The 21425-nt window shown below is 69.1% G+C and carries 15 protein-coding genes; 4 read left to right on the top strand and 11 right to left on the bottom strand.

What is annotated here, in order from left to right; translation table 11 throughout:
* Window positions 1-13: 13 nt before the first annotated feature.
* The 3 genes from AB4851_RS03225 to AB4851_RS03215 form a co-directional block, all read right to left on the bottom strand.
* Window positions 14-1072, bottom strand: coding sequence for a sugar ABC transporter substrate-binding protein (locus tag AB4851_RS03225; RefSeq protein WP_414441000.1), 1059 nt, complete (start codon window positions 1070-1072; stop codon window positions 14-16).
* A 143-nt stretch (window positions 1073-1215) separates the two neighbouring features.
* On the bottom strand, window positions 1216-2193 hold the full coding sequence (locus AB4851_RS03220; RefSeq protein WP_414449129.1) for an AraC family transcriptional regulator: 978 nt from the start codon (window positions 2191-2193) through the stop codon (window positions 1216-1218).
* Window positions 2194-2578: 385 nt separating this feature from the next.
* On the bottom strand, window positions 2579-3013 hold the full coding sequence (locus tag AB4851_RS03215; protein WP_414448396.1) for a Fur family transcriptional regulator: 435 nt from the start codon (window positions 3011-3013) through the stop codon (window positions 2579-2581).
* Between the two features lie 228 nt (window positions 3014-3241).
* Between AB4851_RS03215 and AB4851_RS03210 the strand changes: the two genes are divergently transcribed.
* Both AB4851_RS03210 and AB4851_RS03205 read left to right on the top strand, forming a co-directional pair.
* Complete coding sequence (locus tag AB4851_RS03210) at window positions 3242-3904, top strand: response regulator (protein ID WP_414441002.1); 663 nt, start codon at window positions 3242-3244, stop codon at window positions 3902-3904.
* On the top strand, window positions 3901-5205 hold the full coding sequence (locus AB4851_RS03205; RefSeq protein WP_414448395.1) for an ATP-binding protein: 1305 nt from the start codon (window positions 3901-3903) through the stop codon (window positions 5203-5205). The genes AB4851_RS03210 and AB4851_RS03205 overlap by 4 nt, the downstream gene beginning before the upstream one ends.
* A gap of 182 nt (window positions 5206-5387) precedes the next feature.
* Here the strand turns inward: AB4851_RS03205 and AB4851_RS03200 are convergent, their stop codons facing one another.
* The 3 genes from AB4851_RS03200 to AB4851_RS03190 are packed head-to-tail and all read right to left on the bottom strand — an operon-like array spanning window position 5388 to window position 11751.
* Window positions 5388-6935 (bottom strand): efflux transporter outer membrane subunit, encoded by a 1548-nt coding sequence (locus tag AB4851_RS03200; RefSeq protein WP_414448394.1) that lies wholly within the window; start codon window positions 6933-6935, stop codon window positions 5388-5390.
* 15 nt (window positions 6936-6950) lie between these two features.
* Window positions 6951-8501, bottom strand: coding sequence for an efflux RND transporter periplasmic adaptor subunit (locus tag AB4851_RS03195; protein ID WP_414448393.1), 1551 nt, complete (start codon window positions 8499-8501; stop codon window positions 6951-6953).
* Between the two features lie 31 nt (window positions 8502-8532).
* Entirely contained in the window at window positions 8533-11751 is a 3219-nt protein-coding gene (locus AB4851_RS03190) for an efflux RND transporter permease subunit (RefSeq protein ID WP_414448392.1), read from the bottom strand.
* Between the two features lie 282 nt (window positions 11752-12033).
* Between AB4851_RS03190 and AB4851_RS03185 the strand changes: the two genes are divergently transcribed.
* Window positions 12034-12312, top strand: coding sequence for a DUF4148 domain-containing protein (locus tag AB4851_RS03185; protein WP_414448391.1), 279 nt, complete (start codon window positions 12034-12036; stop codon window positions 12310-12312).
* Window positions 12313-12393: 81 nt separating this feature from the next.
* Here the strand turns inward: AB4851_RS03185 and AB4851_RS03180 are convergent, their stop codons facing one another.
* From AB4851_RS03180 to AB4851_RS03170, 3 genes are all read right to left on the bottom strand, one after another.
* Window positions 12394-14661: a TonB-dependent receptor gene (locus tag AB4851_RS03180; RefSeq protein WP_414448390.1), complete on the bottom strand. Its 2268-nt coding sequence runs from the start codon at window positions 14659-14661 to the stop codon at window positions 12394-12396.
* A gap of 535 nt (window positions 14662-15196) precedes the next feature.
* Window positions 15197-15625: a histidine kinase gene (locus AB4851_RS03175; protein WP_414448389.1), complete on the bottom strand. Its 429-nt coding sequence runs from the start codon at window positions 15623-15625 to the stop codon at window positions 15197-15199.
* Between the two features lie 77 nt (window positions 15626-15702).
* Complete coding sequence (locus AB4851_RS03170) at window positions 15703-16452, bottom strand: hypothetical protein (RefSeq protein WP_414449128.1); 750 nt, start codon at window positions 16450-16452, stop codon at window positions 15703-15705.
* A 274-nt stretch (window positions 16453-16726) separates the two neighbouring features.
* Here AB4851_RS03170 and AB4851_RS03165 point away from each other — a divergent pair, with 274 nt between their 5' ends.
* Window positions 16727-17056 carry a DUF4148 domain-containing protein gene (locus tag AB4851_RS03165; RefSeq protein WP_414448388.1) on the top strand — a complete coding sequence of 110 codons (330 nt, stop codon included), beginning with the start codon at window positions 16727-16729 and terminating at the stop codon, window positions 17054-17056.
* Window positions 17057-17235: 179 nt separating this feature from the next.
* Here AB4851_RS03165 and AB4851_RS03160 read toward each other — a convergent pair whose 3' ends face one another.
* On the bottom strand, window positions 17236-20298 hold the full coding sequence (locus AB4851_RS03160) for an efflux RND transporter permease subunit (RefSeq protein WP_414448387.1): 3063 nt from the start codon (window positions 20296-20298) through the stop codon (window positions 17236-17238).
* Entirely contained in the window at window positions 20295-21398 is a 1104-nt protein-coding gene (locus tag AB4851_RS03155) for an efflux RND transporter periplasmic adaptor subunit (protein WP_414448386.1), read from the bottom strand. Before AB4851_RS03155 ends, AB4851_RS03160 begins: the two co-directional genes overlap by 4 nt.
* Window positions 21399-21425: the final 27 nt, after the last annotated feature.

The raw sequence follows: 21425 nt of genomic DNA, 5'->3' as shown, positions 1-21425 counted from the left end.
CGGCCGTGGTCAGTCAGTTCGCGATGCCGAGCGTCTTGCAGCCCTGCGCGTAGCGGCCGGTGCACAGTTCCTTCGCGCTCGCGAAGCCCTTGGCGATCACTTCGGCCTTCAGGTTCTGCGCGGTGATGACGGCCGGCGTGAACAACTGCGTGGGGGTCTTGTAGAGCGTCGTCTGGCCCTTCGGCGGCTGGCCGGACAGGAAGCCCGTGGCCACCTTGGCCGCGGCCGCCGCGACGATCTCGCTCGGCTTCAGGATGGTGTTGTACTGGTCGCCCGCGATGATCAGTTGCAGCGCGGCGTTGGTCGCGTCGTTGCCGGTCACGGCCGGCAGCGGCGTGACGCCGGCCGCCTTGAACGCGGCGATCGCGCCGCCCGCCGTGCCGTCGTTGGCGGCCACCACGCCCACGATCTGCGCGCCGAAGCGCGTGATCTGCCCGCTCACCCATTGCTGCGCCTTCGGCGGCGCCCATTCGGGCGTGTCGAATTCGGCGAGCGTGGCGTAGCCGCTGCCTTGCAGGCCCGCGTGGATGCCGTTGCGGATCAGCCCGGCCGCCGCATCGGTGGGCGAGCCGTTGACCTCGAGCACGCCGCCCTTGCCGGCCGGCACGCCGCTCGCCTTCAGGTGCTGAACCAGCGATTGCGCGATCGATTTGCCGATCGCCTCGTTGTCGAACGACACGTAGTAGTCGGCCGGCGTGGCGGGAATCGGCCGGTCGTACGCGATCACCTTCACGCCCTGCGCCTGCGCCATGTGCACCAGCGAGGCGGCGGCGGTCGAATCCACCGGATCGATCACGATCACCTTCGCGCCCTGCGCGATCGCCGAATTGAACTGCTGCTGCTGGAGCGCCACGTCGGCGTTCGCGTTCTGATACAGCACCTGGCAGGCGGGGCACAGCTTCTGCATCTCGGCCTTGAAGCCGGGGAAATCGTGCTGCTCGTAGCGCGTCGAGGCCTGGTCGGGCATCAGGAACGCCACCGTGCCGGACGGCGCGGCGAAGGCCGGGGCGGTGCCGGCGAGCGCCAGGCTCAGGGCGGCGGCGCGCAGCGTGCGGGAAAGCATCGGGTTCATCGGGTGTCTCCGTGTCGTTGAAAATGGCCGGCTTCGGGTGGGCCGTTCGGGTGCTGCGTTCTCGGATATTGATCCGTAGTGCGAATCGATTGGGCTGGCGCGTTCCGTTCGTCGTGGAGGGCGCCTGCCCGGTATGCGCGGCGCTAGACGAGCGCCGCGTCGGTGCTGGGCTGCGCCGTTGCCGCCGTCGCGCTGGCCGCGTTCAGTTGCTGATAGGCGCGCCAGCGCGACGGCGACATCGCCTTGATCATCAGGAATTGCCGGTTGAAGTTCGACAGGTTGTTGAAGCCGACCTGATAGCAGATATCGGTGATGCTCAGTTCGTCCGACATCAGCAACTGGCAGGCGAGGTTGATGCGCAGGCGGTTCACGTATTGCACGAACGGCACGCCGGTGTGACGGCGAAAGTAGCGCGAGAACGCGCTGGCGCTCTGGCCCGACAGTGCGGCCAGGTCGGTTTCGCGCAGCTCTTGCGACAGGTTCTTGCCGATGTGGGCGAGTACGTGGTTGATGCGCGAGGCGCCGTAGCGCGCCGGGTCGGCGCAATAGGCCGCGCTGGCCAGCCGTGCCGGCTCGGGGCTGCGCACCAGCAGTTCGAACAAGGAAACGAACAGCACGATGCGGCGCATGCCCTGCGCGCCGAGCATCTCGCGCAGGATCGGTTCGGCCGCCGCGCCGGTGTCGGGCGAGAACAGCAGGCCCCAGCGGGCCGCATCGAGCAGCGCCTCGACACGGCGAAACTCGGGAAATGCGGCGATCACGCGCTCGACGAATTCCGCGCCGAACTGCAGCACCAGGCAGCGCTCGTCCACGCGCTCCTCGCGCGGCACGTGGCTGACCCAGTTGTGCGGCAGGTTCGCGCCGGTCATCACGAGGTTGCCGGGCGTGAAATCGCCGATATGGTCGCCGACGAAGTACTTGCCGCTGGTGGCGGTGATCAGGTGGATCTCGTATTCGGGATGGAAGTGCCAGCGCACCGTGCGATACGGATAGCCGTGCGACCAGACCTTGAACGATTCGTCGCGCGGCACGGCCACCAGTTCGAGATCGGGCTGCGCGCGCTCGCCGGGCCGCGCGGCGTCGTACGCATCGTGCGCGTCGTCAACCCGGATCGCCTTCATCGTCGTGTCTGCCGGCACCGCCGTGTCTCCTGTGTTTCGACGTTCTCGTCGCTGCGTTTTGCTTCGTTTTGCTTCGATTCGCGCGGCGCGTCGAGCGGCCGGGCGATGGATGAAAAATAGCCGCGACGGCGCGCGGTTACCACCGAAAATAAGACCGCGAGCCGATACTTTTTTGCATTCGGGTAAGCCCGTAGCCTCGGCAAGGTCAACTTTCGTGCAATGGGAAAACGGGGCGGGAAGCGGTTGGCGCTGGGCCGGGACGGGCTGGAAGCGGCGGAAACGCGGGCCTTCGACGGGCCGTCAGTGGGCCATCAGTGGGCCGTAAACGGCGCCAGGCCGCCGGCGCGTCAGCGCATCGGCGGCCTGGCGAGCCGGGCGGCGGGGGTCAGTGCTTGCCGTTCAGACGGCGCACGCACGCGCCGCAGACACCGAACACCACGTGGTTGTAGCTCAGGTAGCGGAAATCGTGTTCCTCGGCGATGCGCGCCTGCTGCGCCTTGAAGGCTGGGTCCTGGATGTCCTGGATCGCGTCGCAGCGCGTGCAGACCAGGTGGATATGCGGGTCGCCGCGGTTCAGTTCGTAGATGACCTTCGACATGCCCAGCGACGAACCGAGGATCAGCGAGGCTTCCTGCAACGACCCGAGCGCGCGGTAGATGCTCGACAGGTTGTACGGCTCGTCCTGATCGGCAAGGCGGCGAAACACCTGATCGGCGGTGAAATGGGCGTTCGGCGATTCGTGGAACAGGCGGTAGACCGCAATACGTGTCGCGGTCGGCCGCATATGGGCCTTTTTGAGGTTCGAGAAAATCGCGTTCATGGATGCCGGCAGCGGTGGACGCGGCGCGCCGCTCGGTATCGGGCGCGCCGGACTTCGAAAGCCTGCTGGTCGAAACTTAGATGAAAAACAGGGCCTGATCTTGTCGGCGCGAGGGGGCGGTAGAAATTGCGGTAAATTCGCGCGTGGATGCCCGAATCCGGTCGCGAATGGCGTCGGCGGGCACGGCCAAGGCAAGGCAATGCAGGCGAAAGAACGGGGAACGTGCCGATGAGAGTGTTACTGGTCGAGGACGACGAGATGATCGGCGACGAGATGGCGGGTGCGCTGCGCGACGCCAGCTACGCGGTGGATTGGGTGCGCGACGGCGAGAACGCGATCGCCTCGGTGCGCACCCAGCGCTACGAACTCGTGCTGCTCGACCTCGGGCTGCCGAAGCAGGATGGCTTTCATGTGCTGGCGGCCATTCGCGCCGCCAACAACCCGGTGCCGGTGGTGGTGGTGACGGCGCGCGACGCGCTGGAAGACCGCATTCGCGGCCTCGACAACGGCGCCGACGATTACGTGCTCAAGCCGTTCGAAATCACCGAATTGCTGGCGCGGATCCGCGCGGCGGTGCGGCGCGGCGGCGGCACGCCCGCGCCGGTGCTCGACAACGGCGTGGTGTCGCTCGATCCCTCCACCCACGAGGCGCGCGCCGGCGAGCGCAGCGTTCGGCTGTCGAGCCGCGAATTCGCGCTGCTCCACGCGCTGCTGCAACGGCCCGGCGCGATCCTCTCGCGCACCGAGCTCGAAGATCGCATCTACGGCTGGAACGAGGAAGTCGAAAGCAACGCCGTGGAATTCCTGATCTATTCGCTGCGCCGCAAGCTCGGCAGCGAGACGATCCGCAACGTGCGCGGCGTGGGCTGGATGGTGTCGAAGGCGCAATGAGACATTCCCTGCAATTCCGCTTGTCCGCGTGGCTGTCCGCGATGGTGTTGCTCGCGGCCGTGATCGCGGGCGTCGCGTCGTTCTGCGCCTCGTTCCATGAAGCGAACGAGTTGCAGGACTGGCAGCTCGAACAGGTGGCCGCGATGCTGAGCCCCGGCACGCTCGACGCGATGCAGCGCGACGGCTCGATCGGCGGCCATGTGAAGGCCGTGCACGACAAGCCCGAACTGATCGTGCAGCGCCTCGATGCGGGCGCGGGCCCGCTCGCGCTGCCGGCTTCGCTGCCGGACGGCGTGCAGGACGTGACGGTGGCCGGCGTGGATTGGCGGATCGTGGTGCGCACGCTGGCAGGCGGCGCGCGCGTGGCCGTGGGCCAGCAGACGGCCGGCCGCAACGACGTGGCCGAAAGCAGCGCGCTGGCCGCCACCGCCCCGCTGATCGTGTTCGTGCCGGTGCTGGTGCTGGTGCTCGGCTACGTGGTGCGGCGCATGTTCGCGCCGCTGCGCGCGCTGTCGGCGCATGTCGACGGGCGCGACAGCCGCGATCTGTCGAGCCTGTCCAACGACGGCCTGCCCGACGAGATCCACCCGTTCGTGGTGGCGCTGAACCGGCTGTTCGATCGCGTCGGGCAATCGATCGCCGCGCAACGGCGCTTCATCGCCGACGCCGCGCACGAGCTGCGCACGCCGCTGACCGCGCTCTCGCTGCAGGCCGAACGGCTCGAACCGCTGACCGCCGCCACGCCCGCGCACGAACGCGTGCTGGCGCTGCGGCGTGGGCTGGCGCGCAGCAGCGCGCTGGTCGAACAGTTGCTGACGTTCGCGCGCGTGCACGACGGGCCCGATACGCCGGACGCGCGCCTGTCGGTGGCGCAGGCCTGCCGCGGTGTGCTGGAGGACTTGATGCCGCTGGCCGACCGCAAGCGGATCGACATCGGAGTGATCCAGCTCGACGAGGCCGACGTGATCGCGCGCCCGCTCGACCTGCGCATGCTGGTGCGCAACCTGGTGGACAACGCGATTCGCTACACGCCCGACGGCGGGCGCATCGATCTGGCGGTGCGCGCGAGCGCCGGGCAGGTGGAATTGAGCGTGGCCGATACCGGGCCGGGCATCGCGCCGCAGGAGCGCGAGCGCGTGTTCGATGCGTTCTACCGGATCGTCGGCAACGAGGCGCTCGGCTCGGGGCTCGGGCTGGCGATCGTGCGCACGATCGTCGAGCGCACCGGGGCGCGCATCGAGCTGGGCGATGTCGAGCCGAGCGGGTTGCGGGTGACGGTGACGTTGCCGCGGGCGGTATAAGCCGCCGGGCGCGGGCCGGGGCGGCTGGCGGGTGGTTTTTCCGGCGGCTTGCCGGATGCTCGTCGGGTGGCGACAGCCGTTGTGGGCGGGTTGCCGGCCGCTTGCCGGGGCTGCCTGCTACCGTGCCCGGGCCGCTGACTTCCCACCATTCGCTGCCCGCCTGCTCTGCCCGCTCCCGAGCCTCAACCGCTTGCTTCCCGCGGTTCGCCGCTTGCCGCCGCTGCTCGCTTCCGTACCTCGGCCGCTGACTTTCCACCGTTCGCCGCTGCCGGCACATCCGTCCCCAACCCCTCCCATCCGCCGCCGAGCGCCACGGTCAGATCCACCGCCGCCGCGATCCGTTGCGCGTCGATCCGGTCGACCTGCTGCTGGTTCGACAGCGCGATCGTCTGCGCCGTCACCACGTCGAGATAACTGACCGCGCCCGCGTCGAAGCGGTTCGTGGTCAGCTTCAGCGCCAGGTCGGCGGCATCGGCCGCGCGCCGCGCGCTGTCGGCCTCCGAGGCCAGCGCGTGCAGCGTGCTCAGGTCGTCTTCCACCTGCTGGAACGCGCTCAACACGGTTTGCCGGTAGTCGGCCACGGCGCCGTCATATTGCGCGGTCGCGCCGTGCAGCGCGGCGCGGCGCCGGCCGCCGTCGAACAGCGTGCCGACCAGTTGCGGCCCGAGCGACCAGAACAGGCTCGGCGCGGTCAGCCACGGCCCGAACGCCGCGCTCTCCAGCCCGGCGCTGGCACTGAGCATCAGGTCGGGGAAGAACGCCGCGCGCGCCGCGCCGATCTGCGCGTTGGCGGCGGCGGTGCGCCGCTCGGCCGCCGCGATGTCGGGCCGCCGCTCCAGCAACTGCGACGGCACGCCGGGCGGAATCGCCGGCACCGCGAGCGCCTGCACGCGCGGGGCAATCGTAAACGTCGATGCGCTTTCGCCTACCAGCGTGGCGATCGCGTGTTGCAGGCGCGCGCGCTGCGCGCCGATGTCGGTGGCCTGGGTGCGCGCCGCTTCGTATTGCGCGCGAGCCTGGGCGACGGCCGAGGCGTCGATCGCGCCGTCGGCGAGTTGCTGTTCGAGCAGTCGCAGCGCGCGGCCGTAGGCGGTCACGGTGCGGTCGAGCAATTGCTGCTGGGTGTCGAGCGAGCGCAGCGCGAAGTAATCGGTGGCGAGTTGCGCGCCGATCGCGAGCCGCACTGCGGCTACGTCGGCCTCGCTGGCCGCTGCGTTGGCTTGGGCGTTGGCCACCGCGTCGCGGATCCGGCCGAACACGTCCGGCTCCCAGCTCGCGGAGACGCCGGCCATGTAATCGGTGGTGGTCTTGCCGGCCAGCGACGAGCCGGCCTTGTTCTGCGAGACGCGCGCGCGGTTCGGCGTGGCGCCGGCCGTGATGGTCGGCAGGAAGCCGGCGCGCTGCTCGGCCACGGTGGCGCGCGCGGCGTCGAGATCGGCCAGCGCGCGCTTGAGCGTCTGGTTCGACACGTCGACGCGCGCTTCGAGCCCGTTGAGGTCGGCGTCGCCGAACGCGGTCCACCACGGGCCGCGCGTGGCGGCGTCGGCGGGGGCGGCCACGCGCCAGCCCGGCTGCGCCAGCGGCGCGCCGGCGTAAGCGGCGGGGGTGTCGACGCTCGGGCGGGCGTAGTCGGGCAGCGTCGAGCAGGCGCCGAGCGATAGTGCGGCGAGGGTGGCCGTCAGGGCCGCGACGAGGGTGCGGCGGGCGGGGTGGGGGCGCGGAGCGGACATGAGTGGGTGCGCCTTTTAGTGCTGGGTGGTGGGGGTGGCGGCGGCTGAGGTCGAGCCTGAGTTCGAGCCCGAAGCCGGTGCCGAGCCCGAGCCCGAGCCCGAGCCCGAGCCCGAGCCCGAGCCCGAAGCCGCCGAACCTGCCGAACCTGCCGAACCTGCCGAACCTGCCGAACCCGCCGAACCCGCCGAACCCGCCGAACCCGCCGAACCCGCCGAACCCGCCGAACCCGCCGAAGCCGCCGAACCCGCCGAAGCACCCGACGCCCCCTCACCCGGCACCGCCGTACGCGTCGTCGCCGTCACGCTGACCATCGTGCCCGCCGCGAGCGAATCGCCCGGGTTGTCGATCACGCGATCGGTCGCGCCGATCCCGCCGACGATCTCGACGCGCGTGCCGAAATCGCGCCCGATCCGAACCTGCCGCAACGCCGTGCGCCCATCCTGGCCGACCACCGCGACGGTCACGCCGTCGGGCCGGTACAGCAGCGCGCTGACCGGCAATTCGAGCGCCGGGCTGGCGCTGGCGATGCTCAAATGCGCCTGCGCGTAGGCGCCCGGCATCAGCGTGCCGTCGCGATTGTCCACGTCGATCTCGACGCGCAGCGTGCGCGTGACCGGATCGATCGCGCCGCTGCTGCGCGCGACGCGGGCCGCGAAGCGCCGCCCCGGATATTGCGGAGAGCCGAGGTAGACGCCGGTGCCGGTCGTCACGTTCGCGGCGCTGTCCTGCGGCACGTCGACGAACACGCGCAACGTATCGGTCTGCTGAATATGGAACAGCTCGCCCGTCTGGCCGGGCGAGCCCGGCGTGCCGCCCGCCGTCACCAGCGTGCCGACGTCGACGTTGCGCGCCGTGACCACCCCCGCGAACGGCGCACTGACCGTCTCGAACGACACGAGCTGCGCCAGATGCGCGACGTTCGCCTGCGCGGCCGCGAGCAGCGCGCGCTTGGCGTTCATGTCGGCCGACTTGGTGTCGGCGTCCTGCTGCGAGACCGATTGCGTCGTCAGCATCTGCTGCCAGCGCGCGGCCGTCGATTTCGCGTAATCGTAGTTGGCCTGCGCGACGGCCTCGTCGGCGCGCGCCTGCTTCAGTTGCGCGTCGAGATCGGGCGCGGCGATTTGCGCGAGCGTGTCGCCGGCCTTCACGTGCGCGCCGATGTCGGTCCGCCAGCGCGCGATATAGCCGCTGGTGCGCGCGTAGATCGCGGCATCGGCGAACGGCGTCACCGCGCCCGGCAGGATCAGCTCCTGATCGGCCGGTGCCTGGCCGGGCAGCACCACCGTGACGGGCAGTGCCTGCTGGGCCGCCACCTGCGTGTGCTGTGCGGCGCTCGCCGCCACGCGCGGCACGATGCCGGCGGCGAGCAGCGCGGCGAAGCCGGCCGCGAGCGCCAGCGGCAGCACGAGCGAGCGACGGCGCGGCGGGGTGGCCGGAACCTGGGCCTGAGCTTGGGCCGTACCCGGTGCTTGATCCTGAGCTTGAGCCTGAGCCGGTGCCTGAGCGTGGGAAGGCGCGGACGGCGGCGTGCGGTCGGCGGGATCGAAATCGTTCGTATCGTTCATGATCGGTAGGCGCGAAAGGGTAGCGGCGGGCTCAGTGACGGCCGGCGGACGGAGCGGGATCGGCGGCGGGAGCGGCAGGGGCGGCCGGCGGCGCGGCGTCGCGCCGTTTCTCCAGCCAGGCGTGCACCATGCCGAACACCACCGGCACGAACAGCAGCGTGGACAGCGTGCCGAACGCCAGCCCGCCGATCACGGCGCGGCCGAGCGGCGCGTTCTGCTCGCCGCCGTCGCCGAGGCCCAACGCCATCGGCAGCATCCCGATCAGCATCGCCAGCGCCGTCATCACCACCGGGCGGAAGCGCGTGAAGCCCGCTTCGAGCGCGGCCTGCCACGGCGCCGCGCCGTCGCGCAACATCTCGCGCGCCGCGTTGATCACGAGAATGCTGTTCGCGGTGGCGATGCCGATACACAGGATCGTGCCGGTCAGCGCGGGCACCGACAGCGTGGTGTGGGTGGCGAACAGCATCCACGCGATGCCGGCCAGCGAGGCGGGCAGGCCGCTGACGATCACGGCCGGGTCGAGCCACGACTGGAAGTTCACCACCATCAGCAGATAGACCAGCGCGATCGCGAACGCCAGCCCGGCCAGCAAGCCCGAGAACGACGTGTCCATCGCCTGCACCTGGCCGCGCAGCACGATCTTCGAGCCCGGCGGCAACTGGGCGCGCGCCGCGTCGACCCGCTTCGTCACGTCGGCGGCCACGCCGCCGAGGTCGCGCGCCTGCGTCGACGCGTAGAGGTCGAGCACCGGCTGCACGTTGTAGTGCGACACCACCGCCTGCTGGCTGACGCGCGCGAACGTGCCGAGCCCGCCGAGCAGGTTGCGCGGGGCCGCACCGGCCGGCGTCGCGCCGGTGCCCGGCGGCGACGGCAGCGGCAGGTTGGCGAGCGATTGCAGCGAATCGATCGCGTATTGCGGCGCTTCGATCGCGATCGGGTAGCTCACGCCGTTGCTCGGGTCGAGCCAGAAATTCGGTGAGGTCTGCGAACTGCCCGACAGCGCGATCAGCAGGTTCTGCGAGACATCGCGCTGCTGGAGGCCGGCCAGGATCGCGCGGGTGCGGTCCACGTTCACGTTGATGGCCGGCTCGTCGCCGGGCTGCTGGATGCGCGCATCGACGAGGCCCGGCACGCCGCGCAGTTGCGCGAGCAGGCGGTTGGCCACCTGGCGGTTCGCGTCGAGCCGGTTGCCGACGATCTGGATGTCGATCGGCGAGGGCAGCCCGAAGTTGAGGATCTGGCTGACGATGTCGGCCGGCAGGAACGCGAACGTGATGCCGGGGAACGCCTGCGTCAGCGCGTTGCGAAGCTCGGCCACGTACCGCGCGGTGGGCGGATGGCCGGCCTTCAGCGAGATCATGACGGTAGCGTCTTCGGTGCCGATCACGCCGCTCGAATCGTAGGTCAGGTTGATGCCGCTGACCGGCACGCCGATGTTGTCGAGCATCGAGGCGATCTGCGCCGGCGGGATGGTCGCGCGGATCTTCGCCTCGACCTCGTCGGTCAGGCGCGCGGTCTGCTCGATGCGGGTGCCGGTGGGCGCGCGCAGATGCAGGCGGATTTCGCCGGTATCCACGGCCGGGAAGAAATCGCGGCCCGCGAACGCGAACAGCGAGGTGGACGCCAGGCAGGCCAACACGAAGCCGATCACCACCGCGCGGCGGCAACGGATCGCGCCGTCGAGCAACGCACGGTAGCGCGCGCGCACCGCCTCGAAGCGGCGCTCGAAGCCGCGCTGGAAGCGCGCGAAGCGGCCGGTGGCGGCGGGGTTCGGCGCGCGCAGCAGCCACATCGCGAGCGTCGGCACCAGCGTGCGCGAGAGCAGATACGACGCCGCCATCGCGAAGATCACCGCCTCGGCCATCGGCACGAACAGGTAGCGCGCCACGCCGGTCAGCAGGAACATCGGCGCGAACACGATGCAGATCGACAGCGTGGAAACGAAGGTCGGCACGGCGATTTCGCCCGCGCCGGTCAGGATCGCGTCCTCGAGCGGCGCGCCGCGTTCGAGGTGATGCGTGATGTTCTCGATCGCCACGGTGGCGTCGTCCACCAGAATGCCCACCGCGAGCGCAAGCCCGCCGAGCGTCATGATGTTGATGGTCTGGCCGAGTGCCGACAGCGCCAGCAGCGAACTGAGCACGGCCAGCGGGATCGACACCGCGATGATCAGCGTGGCGCGCCAGCTTCCGAGGAACAGCAGGATCATCAGCGCGGTCAGGCAGGCGGCGATCAGCACCTCGCGGATCACCCCCTGGATCGCCGATTTCACGAACACCGACTGATCGCCGAGCGCCGTGATCTTCAGCGCCTTCGGCAGCCCGGCCGCGATCTGCGGCACCAGCGTCTTGACCTGCCCGATGATCGACAGCGTCGAGGCGCTGCCGGTTTTCTCCACCGTCAGCAGCGCGGCGCGCTTGCCGTCGGCGCGCACGATATTGGTTTGCGGCACGTAGCCGTCGCGCACGTGGGCCACGTCGCGCACGTAGATCACGTTGCCGTTGATGGCCTTTACCGGCAGGTTGTTCAGCGCGGCGATGGTCTGCGTGCTGCCGTTCATCTGCACGTTGTATTCGCGCGCGCCGATCTTGGCGGTGCCGCCGGGCAGGATCAGGTTCTGCGCGTTGACGGCGTTAACCACGTCGGATGGCGCGAGGCCCTTGGCCTGCAGCGCGCGCGGGTCGAGATCCACCACGATCGAGCGCACCTTGCCGCCGTACGGCAGCGGCACCGACGCGCCCTGTACGGTCGCGAGCTGGGTGCGGATGAAGCTGTTGCCGAGGTCGTAGAGCTGCTGCTCGGGCAGCGTGGTGCTCGACAGCCCGAGCTGGAGGATCGGCACCGTCGAGGCGCTGTACGTGATGATGTTCGGCGGCAGCGTGCCGGGCGGCATCAGGCGCAGGATCGACGCGGAATTGCTGGCCGCCTGCGCGATCGCGCGGTTGATGTCCGCGCCGGGGTGGAAGAACACCTTGACCACCGACACGCCGTTCAGCGACTGCGATTCGATGTGCTCGATGTCGTCCACGTCGGACGTCAGCGCGCGTTCGTAGATCGAGGTGATCCGGTGCGCCATGTCCTCGGCCGACAGGCCGTTGTATTGCCAGACGATGCTGACGACGGGGATGTCGATGTTCGGGAAGATGTCGGTCGGCGTGCGCAGGATGGCGAGCGGGCCGCCGAGGGCGATCAGCAGCGCGAGCACGACGAACGTATAGGGCCGGCGCAAGGCCAGCCGGACGATCCACATGGCGGTTCCTTCCGGGCAGGGGCAGGGAGGGGGAGCGGGGCGGCGTGGATGCCGCGACGGAAGGCGCCAGTGTGGTGGCGCGGCGGCGTCCCCGCTCTGACGCGCACATTACGAAAGCGTCATGTGCGCGGATTGCGGTTTTGTCATCCGATCGTCAAGTTCGCGGCAAGGCGCGGCGACCAGAATCGTTTCCGTCGGCCCGCTTTTCATTCCATCGCGCTGTATTCGATTGGGATTGCCAAGCATCGAGGCCGCTTCATCGACGGACGACGGAGGTGACTCATGAACAAGACGATTCGCGGGATCGCGGCGCTGGCCACGGCAGGGATGGCTTCGCTGGCGCTGGCTGCACCGGCCATGGCCAAGGTGGACAACAACGGGCTGACGCGGGCGCAGGTGCATGCGCAACTGGTGGACGCCCAGCGCGACGGGCTGGTGCCGGCGCGCGACGGCGACTATCCGCCGTCGGCGCAATCGATCGAGCGCAGCCGCGAGCTGTACGCGATCTCGCATCACGCCGCATACAGCGAATCGGGCGCGCGCGCAGCGGCGAGCGAATGAAAAAAGCGGGCCGAGCCGCCCGCTTTTTCGTTTCGGATGCGCCGGAGCCAACCCGACGCCTGGTACTGCATGCCTTGAGGCTTACTGATAGAAGTTCATCGTCAGCATCGCCGAACGGCCCGGCGCCCACGATGCGTAGATCGGGTAGGCGGTCGCGAAGTACTTCTTGTCGAAGATGTTCTGCACGTTCAGTTGCAGGTCGATCGACTTGGTCACGTGGTACGTGGCCGCCGCATCGAAGCGCGCGTAGCCGGGCGTCCACTTGCTGGCCGTGGCGGCCACCGACGCGTAGGTCAGGCTCGAAATCGTTGCGCCCGCACCCACATTCAACTTCGGCAGTGCGTCGTAGCTGGTCCACAGCGTGAAGTTGTGTTTTGGCACCATCACCATCGGCAGGCCGGAGGCGGTCGGGCTGCCCGGGCCGGCGTTGGTCGTGACGGCGTTCAGGTACGAGTAGCCGCCGAACACGTGCCACTTGCGCGTGACGTCGCCGGCAAAGCCGAACTCGAAGCCGCGCACCCGTTGCGAACCGGCGTTGACCGTGTGGCCCAGGCCGTCGGACACGCGGGCGTTGGTCTTGTCGGTCTGGAACAGCGCGGTGGTCAGCGACAGGCGCTGGTCGAGCACGTCCCACTTCGCGCCCACCTCGATGTTGCGCGAGCGTTCCGGCGCGAGATCCTGGTTGGTCGCGACCAGCTGATCGGTGCCGCCGCCGATGCCGGCGTTCGAGCCCGGCGGGTTCGACGAGGTGCCGTACGAGGTGTACAGGCTGACGGTTTCGATCGGCTTGAACACCAGGCCGAACTGATAGCTGAACAGGTTCGCGGTGTTGGTCAGGTCGGCCACGCCGGCCTGCTGGGCGCGCACGTCGTAACGGTCGTAGCGCAGGCCCGCGTTGAAGCGCCAGCGCTCGGACAGGCGCACCGTGTCGAACAGGTAGGCCGACGCCATGTCGGTGCGGGTGTTGGTGGTCGGGCCGGGGAAGGTCTTGTCGCCGTTCAGCAGCAGGTTGCCCGTCCACGGGTTGTTCGGGTTCCAGCTGCCGAGCGGCGTGCAGTTGAACGCCACCGTGCACGGGCCGCCCGAGCGGATGTTGTTGCCCTTCGAATCGCTGACCAGATAGCCCTCGTAGCGGCTCTGTTCGTGGCTGAACTCGATGCCGCCCGTCAGCGTGTGCTCCATGCCGAACAGCGTGGCCTTGCCGGTCAGCTCGGTCTGGTTGGCGATGTTGTTGGTCGCGTACTTGCCGCTCTTGGCCTGCAGCGAAATGATGTTCGAGGTGGGCGAGGTCAACTGCGGATTGGTGGCCACGTAGTCGAGCGTCGAGCGGCCCACCACCGTGGTGTTGCGCAGCTTCCAGCCGCCTTCGAGGCGATGCTCGACGCGCACTTCGGCGGTGTCGGTCTGGCCGTAGCGGTAATCGCGGTTGTTCTGCCCGTAGAACAGGCCGCGATCCGACTGCACCGGCGTGCCGCTCGCGCGGAACGGCACGCTGAAGTCGGGCATGTCATAGCTGTTCAGGTGGTAGTAGCTGACCGTCACCTGGGTCGGCGTGTTCAGGCCGAACGTGACCGACGGCGCGATCCCCCAGCGCTTGCTGTACACATCGGTGCGGCCGGCCTGGTCGGCGTCGTGGCCCATCACGTTCAGGCGCACCGCCGTGGTGTCGTTGAGCTTGCGGTTCACGTCGAGCGTGGCGCGCTTGTAGCTGTCGGTGCCGAAGCCGATGCTGCCGTTGGTGAAGTTGTCGTTCTTCGGCGCCTTGGTGACGATGTCGATGCTGCCGCCCACCGAGCCGCGCCCCGCATAGACCGAATCCGGGCCCTTGACCACGCTGATCTGCTCGATGTCGAACGTCTCGCGGTTTTGCACGCCCGAATCGCGCATGCCGTCCACGAAGATCGAGTTGCGCGATTCGAAGCCGCGGATCACCGGGCGGTCCGCCGACGGGTTCGCCGCCGCGTCGCCGCCGAGGAACGTGATGCCCGGCACCGTGCGCAGCGCGTCGGCGAAGGTCGTGACGTTTTTCTCGCGCATCACTTCCTCGGGAATCACCGTGACCGAGCGCGGCGTGTCGAGCAGCGGCGCGGTGAACTTGAACGAGGGCAGCGCGCGCGTCTGCATCTCCGCTTGCGCCTTGACGGACACGGTCGGCAGCGTGGCGCTGCGCGTTGTGGAGGACTGCGAAGCGCTTTGCGAAGCCGAAGCGGCCGGTACGGCGCCCGTCGAGGTGGTGGCAGGGGCGGCGGCCGGGGCGGTTTGCGCGACCGCGACGAGCGGCGCGAGGAACACGGTGCAGGCCAGGGCCGAAACGAGCGCGCGAGGCTTCGTATTGAGCGAAGTAGACATGGGCGAGAGGGCGGTGGTGTCGAAAAACGGCGTGTCGCGGGGGCAATCTCGCCCGCTGAATATTGATCTTAATGAGAATGATTCGTGATTGCGTTCCGGATTGTATTGATTTCGAAATGCTTTGTAAACGAATGTTGTAAAAAATCGACTCGACCATTCTTCTGAGCAAAATCAAGGCGGAACGGCGGTTTCCGGGCAATCGCGTGGTACGCGCGCGGGGTGGTGAAGAGGGGTGGGAAAGAATTGGCAAGAATGAATCGCCAATGAATATGACGATTACGGATAGATGGCGCACGGTCGGCCGGGCGTCCCGGCATTGCGCTTCGAGCAAGTTTGTATTGCGGGTGGTGCGGCCGCCGTTAACGCCACGTTAACGTCGCGGCGCTCATGCTGCGTCTCCGTGCCGCGTTGGCGGCCACCGTCCACGCAGAGTGATTGGGGGAGCGGACGCATCTCGTGCGCTCCCCGTCTCACTCTTTTACGACCCGGCCTGCTGGCCGGGTCTTTTTTGCCTGTGCGCGTGCCGATGCCCGCTTCAGGCCTTGCCGCCGGGCTGGTCCAGGGTGGCGAGCAAGGTCGCGAGCGCCTGCTTGCAGGCGGCCGCGTCGGGCTTGCTGGCGCGCAGGGCGGACAGCGCGTGGTCGATCGCGTCGTCCACGCGGTGCCAATCGGCGGCGGCGCGCGGCTTCAGCGACGGCTCGGCGCCGTCCCACTTGGTTTCGAGATCCTTGATGCGTGCCTTCGCGCCGGGCAGGTTGCCGGCGTCGACGAGCTTCGCCGTGTCGGCGACGATGGTGCGGAAGCCGGACAGGTCGCCGAGCTTCGACGGCGCGGCGGTGGCGGCCTGGGCCGCTTGTGCACCGGCGATCGCGCCGGGCACGAACGGCAGCGCGACGAAGGCGCCGAACGACAGCGCGACGGCGAGCAGGGGCGTGGACAGATGACGGATGGTGCGGGAATGCATGGCAGGACTCCTGATGAATGGGCGGCCGGCGGGCCGCCGATGAACAAGCGAATGAATGAGCGAATGGAGGGAACGGATCAGGCTGCCGCGCTGGAAGACCCGCCGCGCCGGTGCGCGATGCTCAACGCGCCCACCAGCAGCACGATCACGACCAGGAACGCGAGGCTCGTATACACCGTGCCCCAGCCGAGGCCGCCGTATTCGCGCGCCTGCGAGAGCAGGTCGCCGAGCGAGGCGCCGAGCGGACGCGTCAGCACGTAGGCGATCCAGAACGCCAGCACGCGCGGCATGCCGAGCCAGGCCGCGAAGCCGGTCAGGGCGATCAGCGCCGCGCAGGCCAGCACGCCGAGCTGGAAGCCCATGCCGAGCGCCTCGGTGGCGAGGTCGCCGGCCGCCGTGCCGAGCGCGAACGTCAGCAGGATCGCGGCCCAGTAGAAGGTTTCGCGGCGCGTCGTGACGATCGTCTCGAACGACAGCGTGCCCTCGACGCGATACCAGATCGCGAATGCAGCGGCCAACGCCACGGCGAAGCAGGCGCTGCTGGCATGGAGGCTGATGTGCAGGCCGTCGGTCAGCGCGTCGGTGATCTGCGTGCCGACCACGCTGACCAGCACCACGTTGAGCCAGTAGATCCACGGCACGTAGGCGCGGGTGCGGAACTGCGCGGTCAGCGCCGCCGCGAGCAGGAGCAGCATCACGCCGCCCGTGATTGCGGTGCCCAGGCCGACGTTGACGGCCAGGTAATCCGCGCCGGTTTCGCCGACGGTGGTGGTCAGGATCTTGATCACCCAGAAGGCGAGCGTGACGGGCGGTACTTTATTGAGCATCCGGGCGGCGTCGCCGGTGCGGGGCGTTGTCATCGAAATCACGGGAGTCTCCACGGTCGCGTGCGCGATCCGGGCGGACCGCGACGCCACTGTGCCGTCGCGCAGCTTAAGCGAAGCTTACGGATTCATTTCTGTTGCGAGGGCGCCGCCGTTAAGGTCGAGTTAACCGCGAACCCGGAAGATGGGTCGTGGATGTCGAGCGAGGTGCTCGCTGCATTGACTGCCGATTCGTTCGCATCCCTTCTCTTCTGGAAATTACAAAGGAATCCATATCTTGAAAAAGCGGCTTGCCTCGATCCTTGCCTTCTCCGCGCTTGCCTCGGTCGGCGTTGCCCATGCCGACGTCACGCATCTGACCTCGCGCGACAGCGTGAAATCGGAACTGGTGCGTCTTGAACAGGTGGGCTACAACCCGGCGCACAAGTCGGACAATTATCCGAACGACATTCAAGCCGCCGAAGCGAAGCTCCACGCGCAGGATGCGATGGCCGCCAATGGCGCGCCGCGCGATACGTCGGGTTACGGCTATGTGCCGGCCGGGACGTCGCAAGGCGGCACGGTGGCGCATCTGGGCGATCGCGACGGGTTGTATACGCATCACTGATGGCGGCGTGCCGTTTCATCCAGCCGCGCGACGCGCGACCGGGCCTCATCGGCCCGGCCCGCGTCAGGTTTCCGAAGTGTGTCGATGCTGCCGTCAGGCAGTTGAACTGAAAGGCCCCGAAGTCGCTTGCGCGACGACGGGGCCTTGTCGTTTCATCGGCAGCCGGAAGCCGGCGAACGTCAATCGCTGCGCCCCCCACCTCGCACCTGCAACAACATTCGCAACACCACCGGCAGCACCACCAGCACCAGCGGCAACTGCACCACCAGCCCCGAAATGATCGCGACCGCCAGCGGCTGCTGCATCGCCGAGCCCTGCCCCAGCGCGAACGCCAGCGGCAGCAGCGCCAGGATCGCGGCGATGGTGGTCATCGCGATCGGCCGCAGCCGGTTGCGGCCGGCGAGGATCAGCGCCTCGTCCACCGGCATGCCGTCCTCGTGCACCAGCGAGCGGAACTCGGACACGTAGAAGATCGCCACCTCGGTCACGATGCCGATGATCATCGTCATCCCCATCATCGCGGAGATGTTCAGCTCGATGCCGGTCAGCCACAGCCCCACGAACACGGCGCCGGCCGCGAGCAGCGGCATCGCCAGCACGGCCAGCGCGATGCGCAGCCGCTCGTACAGGAACAGCAGCAGCGCGAACACCAGCGCGAGCGCGGCGCCGAACACGGCCAGCAGCCCGCGAAACGCGATCTGCTGTTGCTGGTACAGCCCGCCCAGCTCGTAGTACACGCCTGGCGGCAGCAGCGACGGCGTGGCGAGTGCGTGCTGCACGTCGGCGATGGTCGAGCCGAGGTCGCGGCCGTCGATGCGCGCGGTCACGGCCACCATCCGCTTGAGGTTGTCGCGGCTGATCTCGGGCTGGCCGCTGACGGTTTCGGGCGTGGCCACGCGCGACAACGCGAACAGGTGCCCGTCGGGCGCGCGGATCGACAGCCGGCCGAGTTCGGTATCGGTCAGGCGCCGCGCGCCGGCCACCTGTACGCGCACGCCGATCGTCTTCGGCCCGACCTGGTATTGCGTGGCGACGCTGCCCTGCACCATGTCCGACACCTGCTGCGCGATGGCCTGCGGGTCCACGCCCTCGGCCGCGGCGGCGTCGGCGCGAATGTGCAGGTCGAGCGCGTCGCCGGCCGGGTTGATGCCGTCGTTCACGTCGACGATGCCGGGGATCTTGCCGATCTGCGCGGCCACATGCTGTGCGGTGGCGTCGAGCACGGCGGTGTCGTCGGCGTAGATCTTGATCTGCACGGGCTGCGGCACGGCGGTCAGGTCGCCGATCAGGTCCTCCATCAACTGCGCCAGCTCGATGCTGACGCCGGGCACCTGCGCGTCCACCTGGGTGCGGATTTCCTCCATCACCTTGTCGATCGGCTCGCGGTCGCCCGACTTCAGGCGGATGAAGAAGTCGCCCTTGTTCGGTTCGTTGAGATCGCCGCCGAGGCCCGCGCCGGTGCGTCGCGAATAGGTATCGACGTTCGGGTTGGCGCGCACGATGGTTTCGATCTGCTTCATCAGCCGATCCGTTTCGGTCACCGAAGTACCGGGCGCGGTGTGATAGTCGAGCACGAAACCGCCTTCGTCCATCGACGGCATGAAGCCGCTGCCCACCTGCGTGTAGGCGAACGCCGAGGCGGCCAGCAGCGGCACCACGCCGAGCAGCACCAGCAACGGCCGCGCGCTCACGCGCGACACCAGCGCCAGGTAGCGCCGGTTCAGCCAGCCGCCGAGCCGCGTTTCGGGATGTTCCTCGGCATCCTTGGCAGTCAGCCAGCGGTCGCAGAGGATCGGAATCGCCAGCCAGGTGACGAGGAACGAGATCAGCAGCGCGCTGGCCATCGTCACGGACAGCGCCTTGAAGAACGCGCCGGTCACGCCCGACAGGAACGCCAGCGGCACGAAGATGATCAGCGTGGCGGCCGACGAGCCGGCCAGCGGGCGCGTGAATTCGAGCGCGGCGCGCATCACGCGGCCGTGGAAGCCGTGCTCGTTCGGCTCGCGCATGCGCCGTGCAATGTGCTCGATCATGACGATCGCGTCGTCGATCACGAGGCCCACCGCCGCGGCCATGCCGCCGAGCGTCATGATGTTGAAGCCCATGCCGGCCACCTTCAGCAGCAGGATGGTGGCGGCCATCACGATCGGCACGAGCGCCACGGCGATCAGCGTGATCTTGATATTGCGAAGGAATACGAACAAGGTGGCGGCGGCGAGCAGCACGCCGATCAGGATCGCATCGCGCACGCTCGACGCCGAGGCCACCACCAGCTCGCTCTGGTCGTACCAGTTCGCGAGATGCACGCCGGGCGGCATCTGTTTGGCGAAGCCGGCGAGCTTGGCGCGGATCTCGCCGGCCATCGCCACGCTGTTCGCGCCGGGCTGCTGGTAGACGTTGACGAGCACCGCGTCGCGGCCGTCGGCGGTCACGCGGATCCACTGCGGAACCACGCCGCGCGTGATGCTGGCCACGTCGCCGAGCCGCACCTGCGTCGCGCCGCTGGTGGACACCACCACGTCGCGCAGCGCATTCAGGCCGCTGAACGCCGTATCGGCCACCACCAGATAGAGCTTGTCGTGATCCTCGATGCGGCCGGCCGCCATCAGCACGTTGCCCGCGCCCACCGCGCGCGACACGTCGGCCACCGACAGCTTGTAGGCCGCCAGCCGCTGCGGATCGACGGCCACCTGCAGTTCGTCCTGCGCGCCGCCCGTCACGTCCACCCGCGCCACGCCGCCCACCGCCGACAGCAGCGGGCGCAACTGGAACTGCGCGAGATCGCGCAACTGCGACAGCGATTGGGTGGTCGAGGTCAGGCTGTAGGCGACTACCGGGAACACGGTCGGGTCCATCCGGCGCACCTGCATGCTGGTGCCGGGCGGCAATGTCGACATGATTTCGGCGATCGCGGCCTGTGCCTGCAAGGTGGCCTGCGCCATGTCGGTGCCCCAGCCGAAGTTCAGCGAGATCTCGGCCGCGCCGCGGCTCGTCTTCGATTCGACATCCTGAACGTTGGGCACGCGCCGCAACGCTTCTTCCACCGGCATCGTGACCAGCGCGGCCATCTGCTCGGCCGGGCGATCGCCGGCATCGAGCGACACCACCGCGCGCGGGAACGCCACGTTCGGGAACAGCGAGATCGGCAACTGCAGCGCGGTCAGCGCGCCGGCGATCGCGAGCAGCGCGATCACGAACAGCAGCGAGCGGCGGTGCGCCTGCATCCATTGGCCTGCGTTCATCGCTTGACGCCCCCGGTGGTGCGCACGGCCGCGCCGTCCGTCAGTTCGTAGTTGCCCGACACCACGATCGGCCAGTCGGCGTGCAGCGGGCCGTCCACGCCGTAGCCCTGCTCGTTCTCGACGCGCGTGGCGACGGCGATGCGATGCGCGCGCGCGTCGGGGCTGACCTGGAACAGCCACGCGCCCTTCGCGTCGCGCAGCACGGCCGCGCGCGGCACGATCCACCAGGTGCCGGAGTTCGCCGCGATGTCGGCGCGCACGCGGGTGCCGGGCAGCAGCGCGCTGCCGGCCAGCGGCACGGCCGCGCCGACATCGACGAGCTGGCTTTGCGGATCGATCGACGCGCCCACCACCGTGATGCGGCCCGTGACGGGCGCGCCGGCGCGGGCGGACAGGCCGGCGAGTTTGACCGTGTCGCCCGGATGCAGCGAGGCGGCATCGGCCGGCTCGACGCCGAGCATGACGTTGGCGGCGGCCTTGGCCGCGTCGTTGCCGTTGCCGGCGCTCACGCCCACCAGTTGCGCGAGCGCCGTGCCGGCCTGGATCTGATCGCCGGGCGTCGCGCTGATCTGCGACACCACCGCGTCAGCGGAGGCGGCCACGGTATGCGGGCCGGCGGCGATGTCGAGCCGCGCCTGCGCATCGAGCGCCTGCCGCGCATCGGTATCGGCCTTGCTGGCTGCGGCCAGTTGCGAGGCGGTGGCGAGGCCGTCGTGCAGCATCGCCTCGGTGCGCATGCGTTCGTCGCGCGCCAGCTTCGCGGCGCTTTGCGCCTGCGCGAGCGCGGTCACGGCGGACGGATCGGCCTCGACCACGAACAAGCCCGCGCCGCGCGCGACGCGCTGGCCAGGTTGCACGAGCACGCGCGTGACGCGCGCCACGTAAGGCAGGCTGACGGTGACGGCGTTTTCGGCCGAGGCGGCCACCACGCCGTAGGCGCGGATCTGGTTCGAGGCCTGGCCGCGCGTGACATGCGCGAGTTCGACGGTCACCGTGGGGTGTGTGTCGGCGTGGGCGAGGGCCGGTGCGAGCGCGGCGGCCAGGGCCGCGCTCAGCACGGCGAGGTGCGGCGCGGCGCGGAAATGCGATGAGAAGGGCATGGGCGGAATCGGTTGCAAGATCGGGAG

It is taken from the genome of Burkholderia sp. 22PA0099 (genome assembly GCF_047497165.1).
Lineage (GTDB): Bacteria > Pseudomonadota > Gammaproteobacteria > Burkholderiales > Burkholderiaceae > Burkholderia.
The sequence above is the reverse complement of the archived record's forward strand: the minus strand, read 5'-3'. Positions and strand labels throughout refer to the sequence as shown.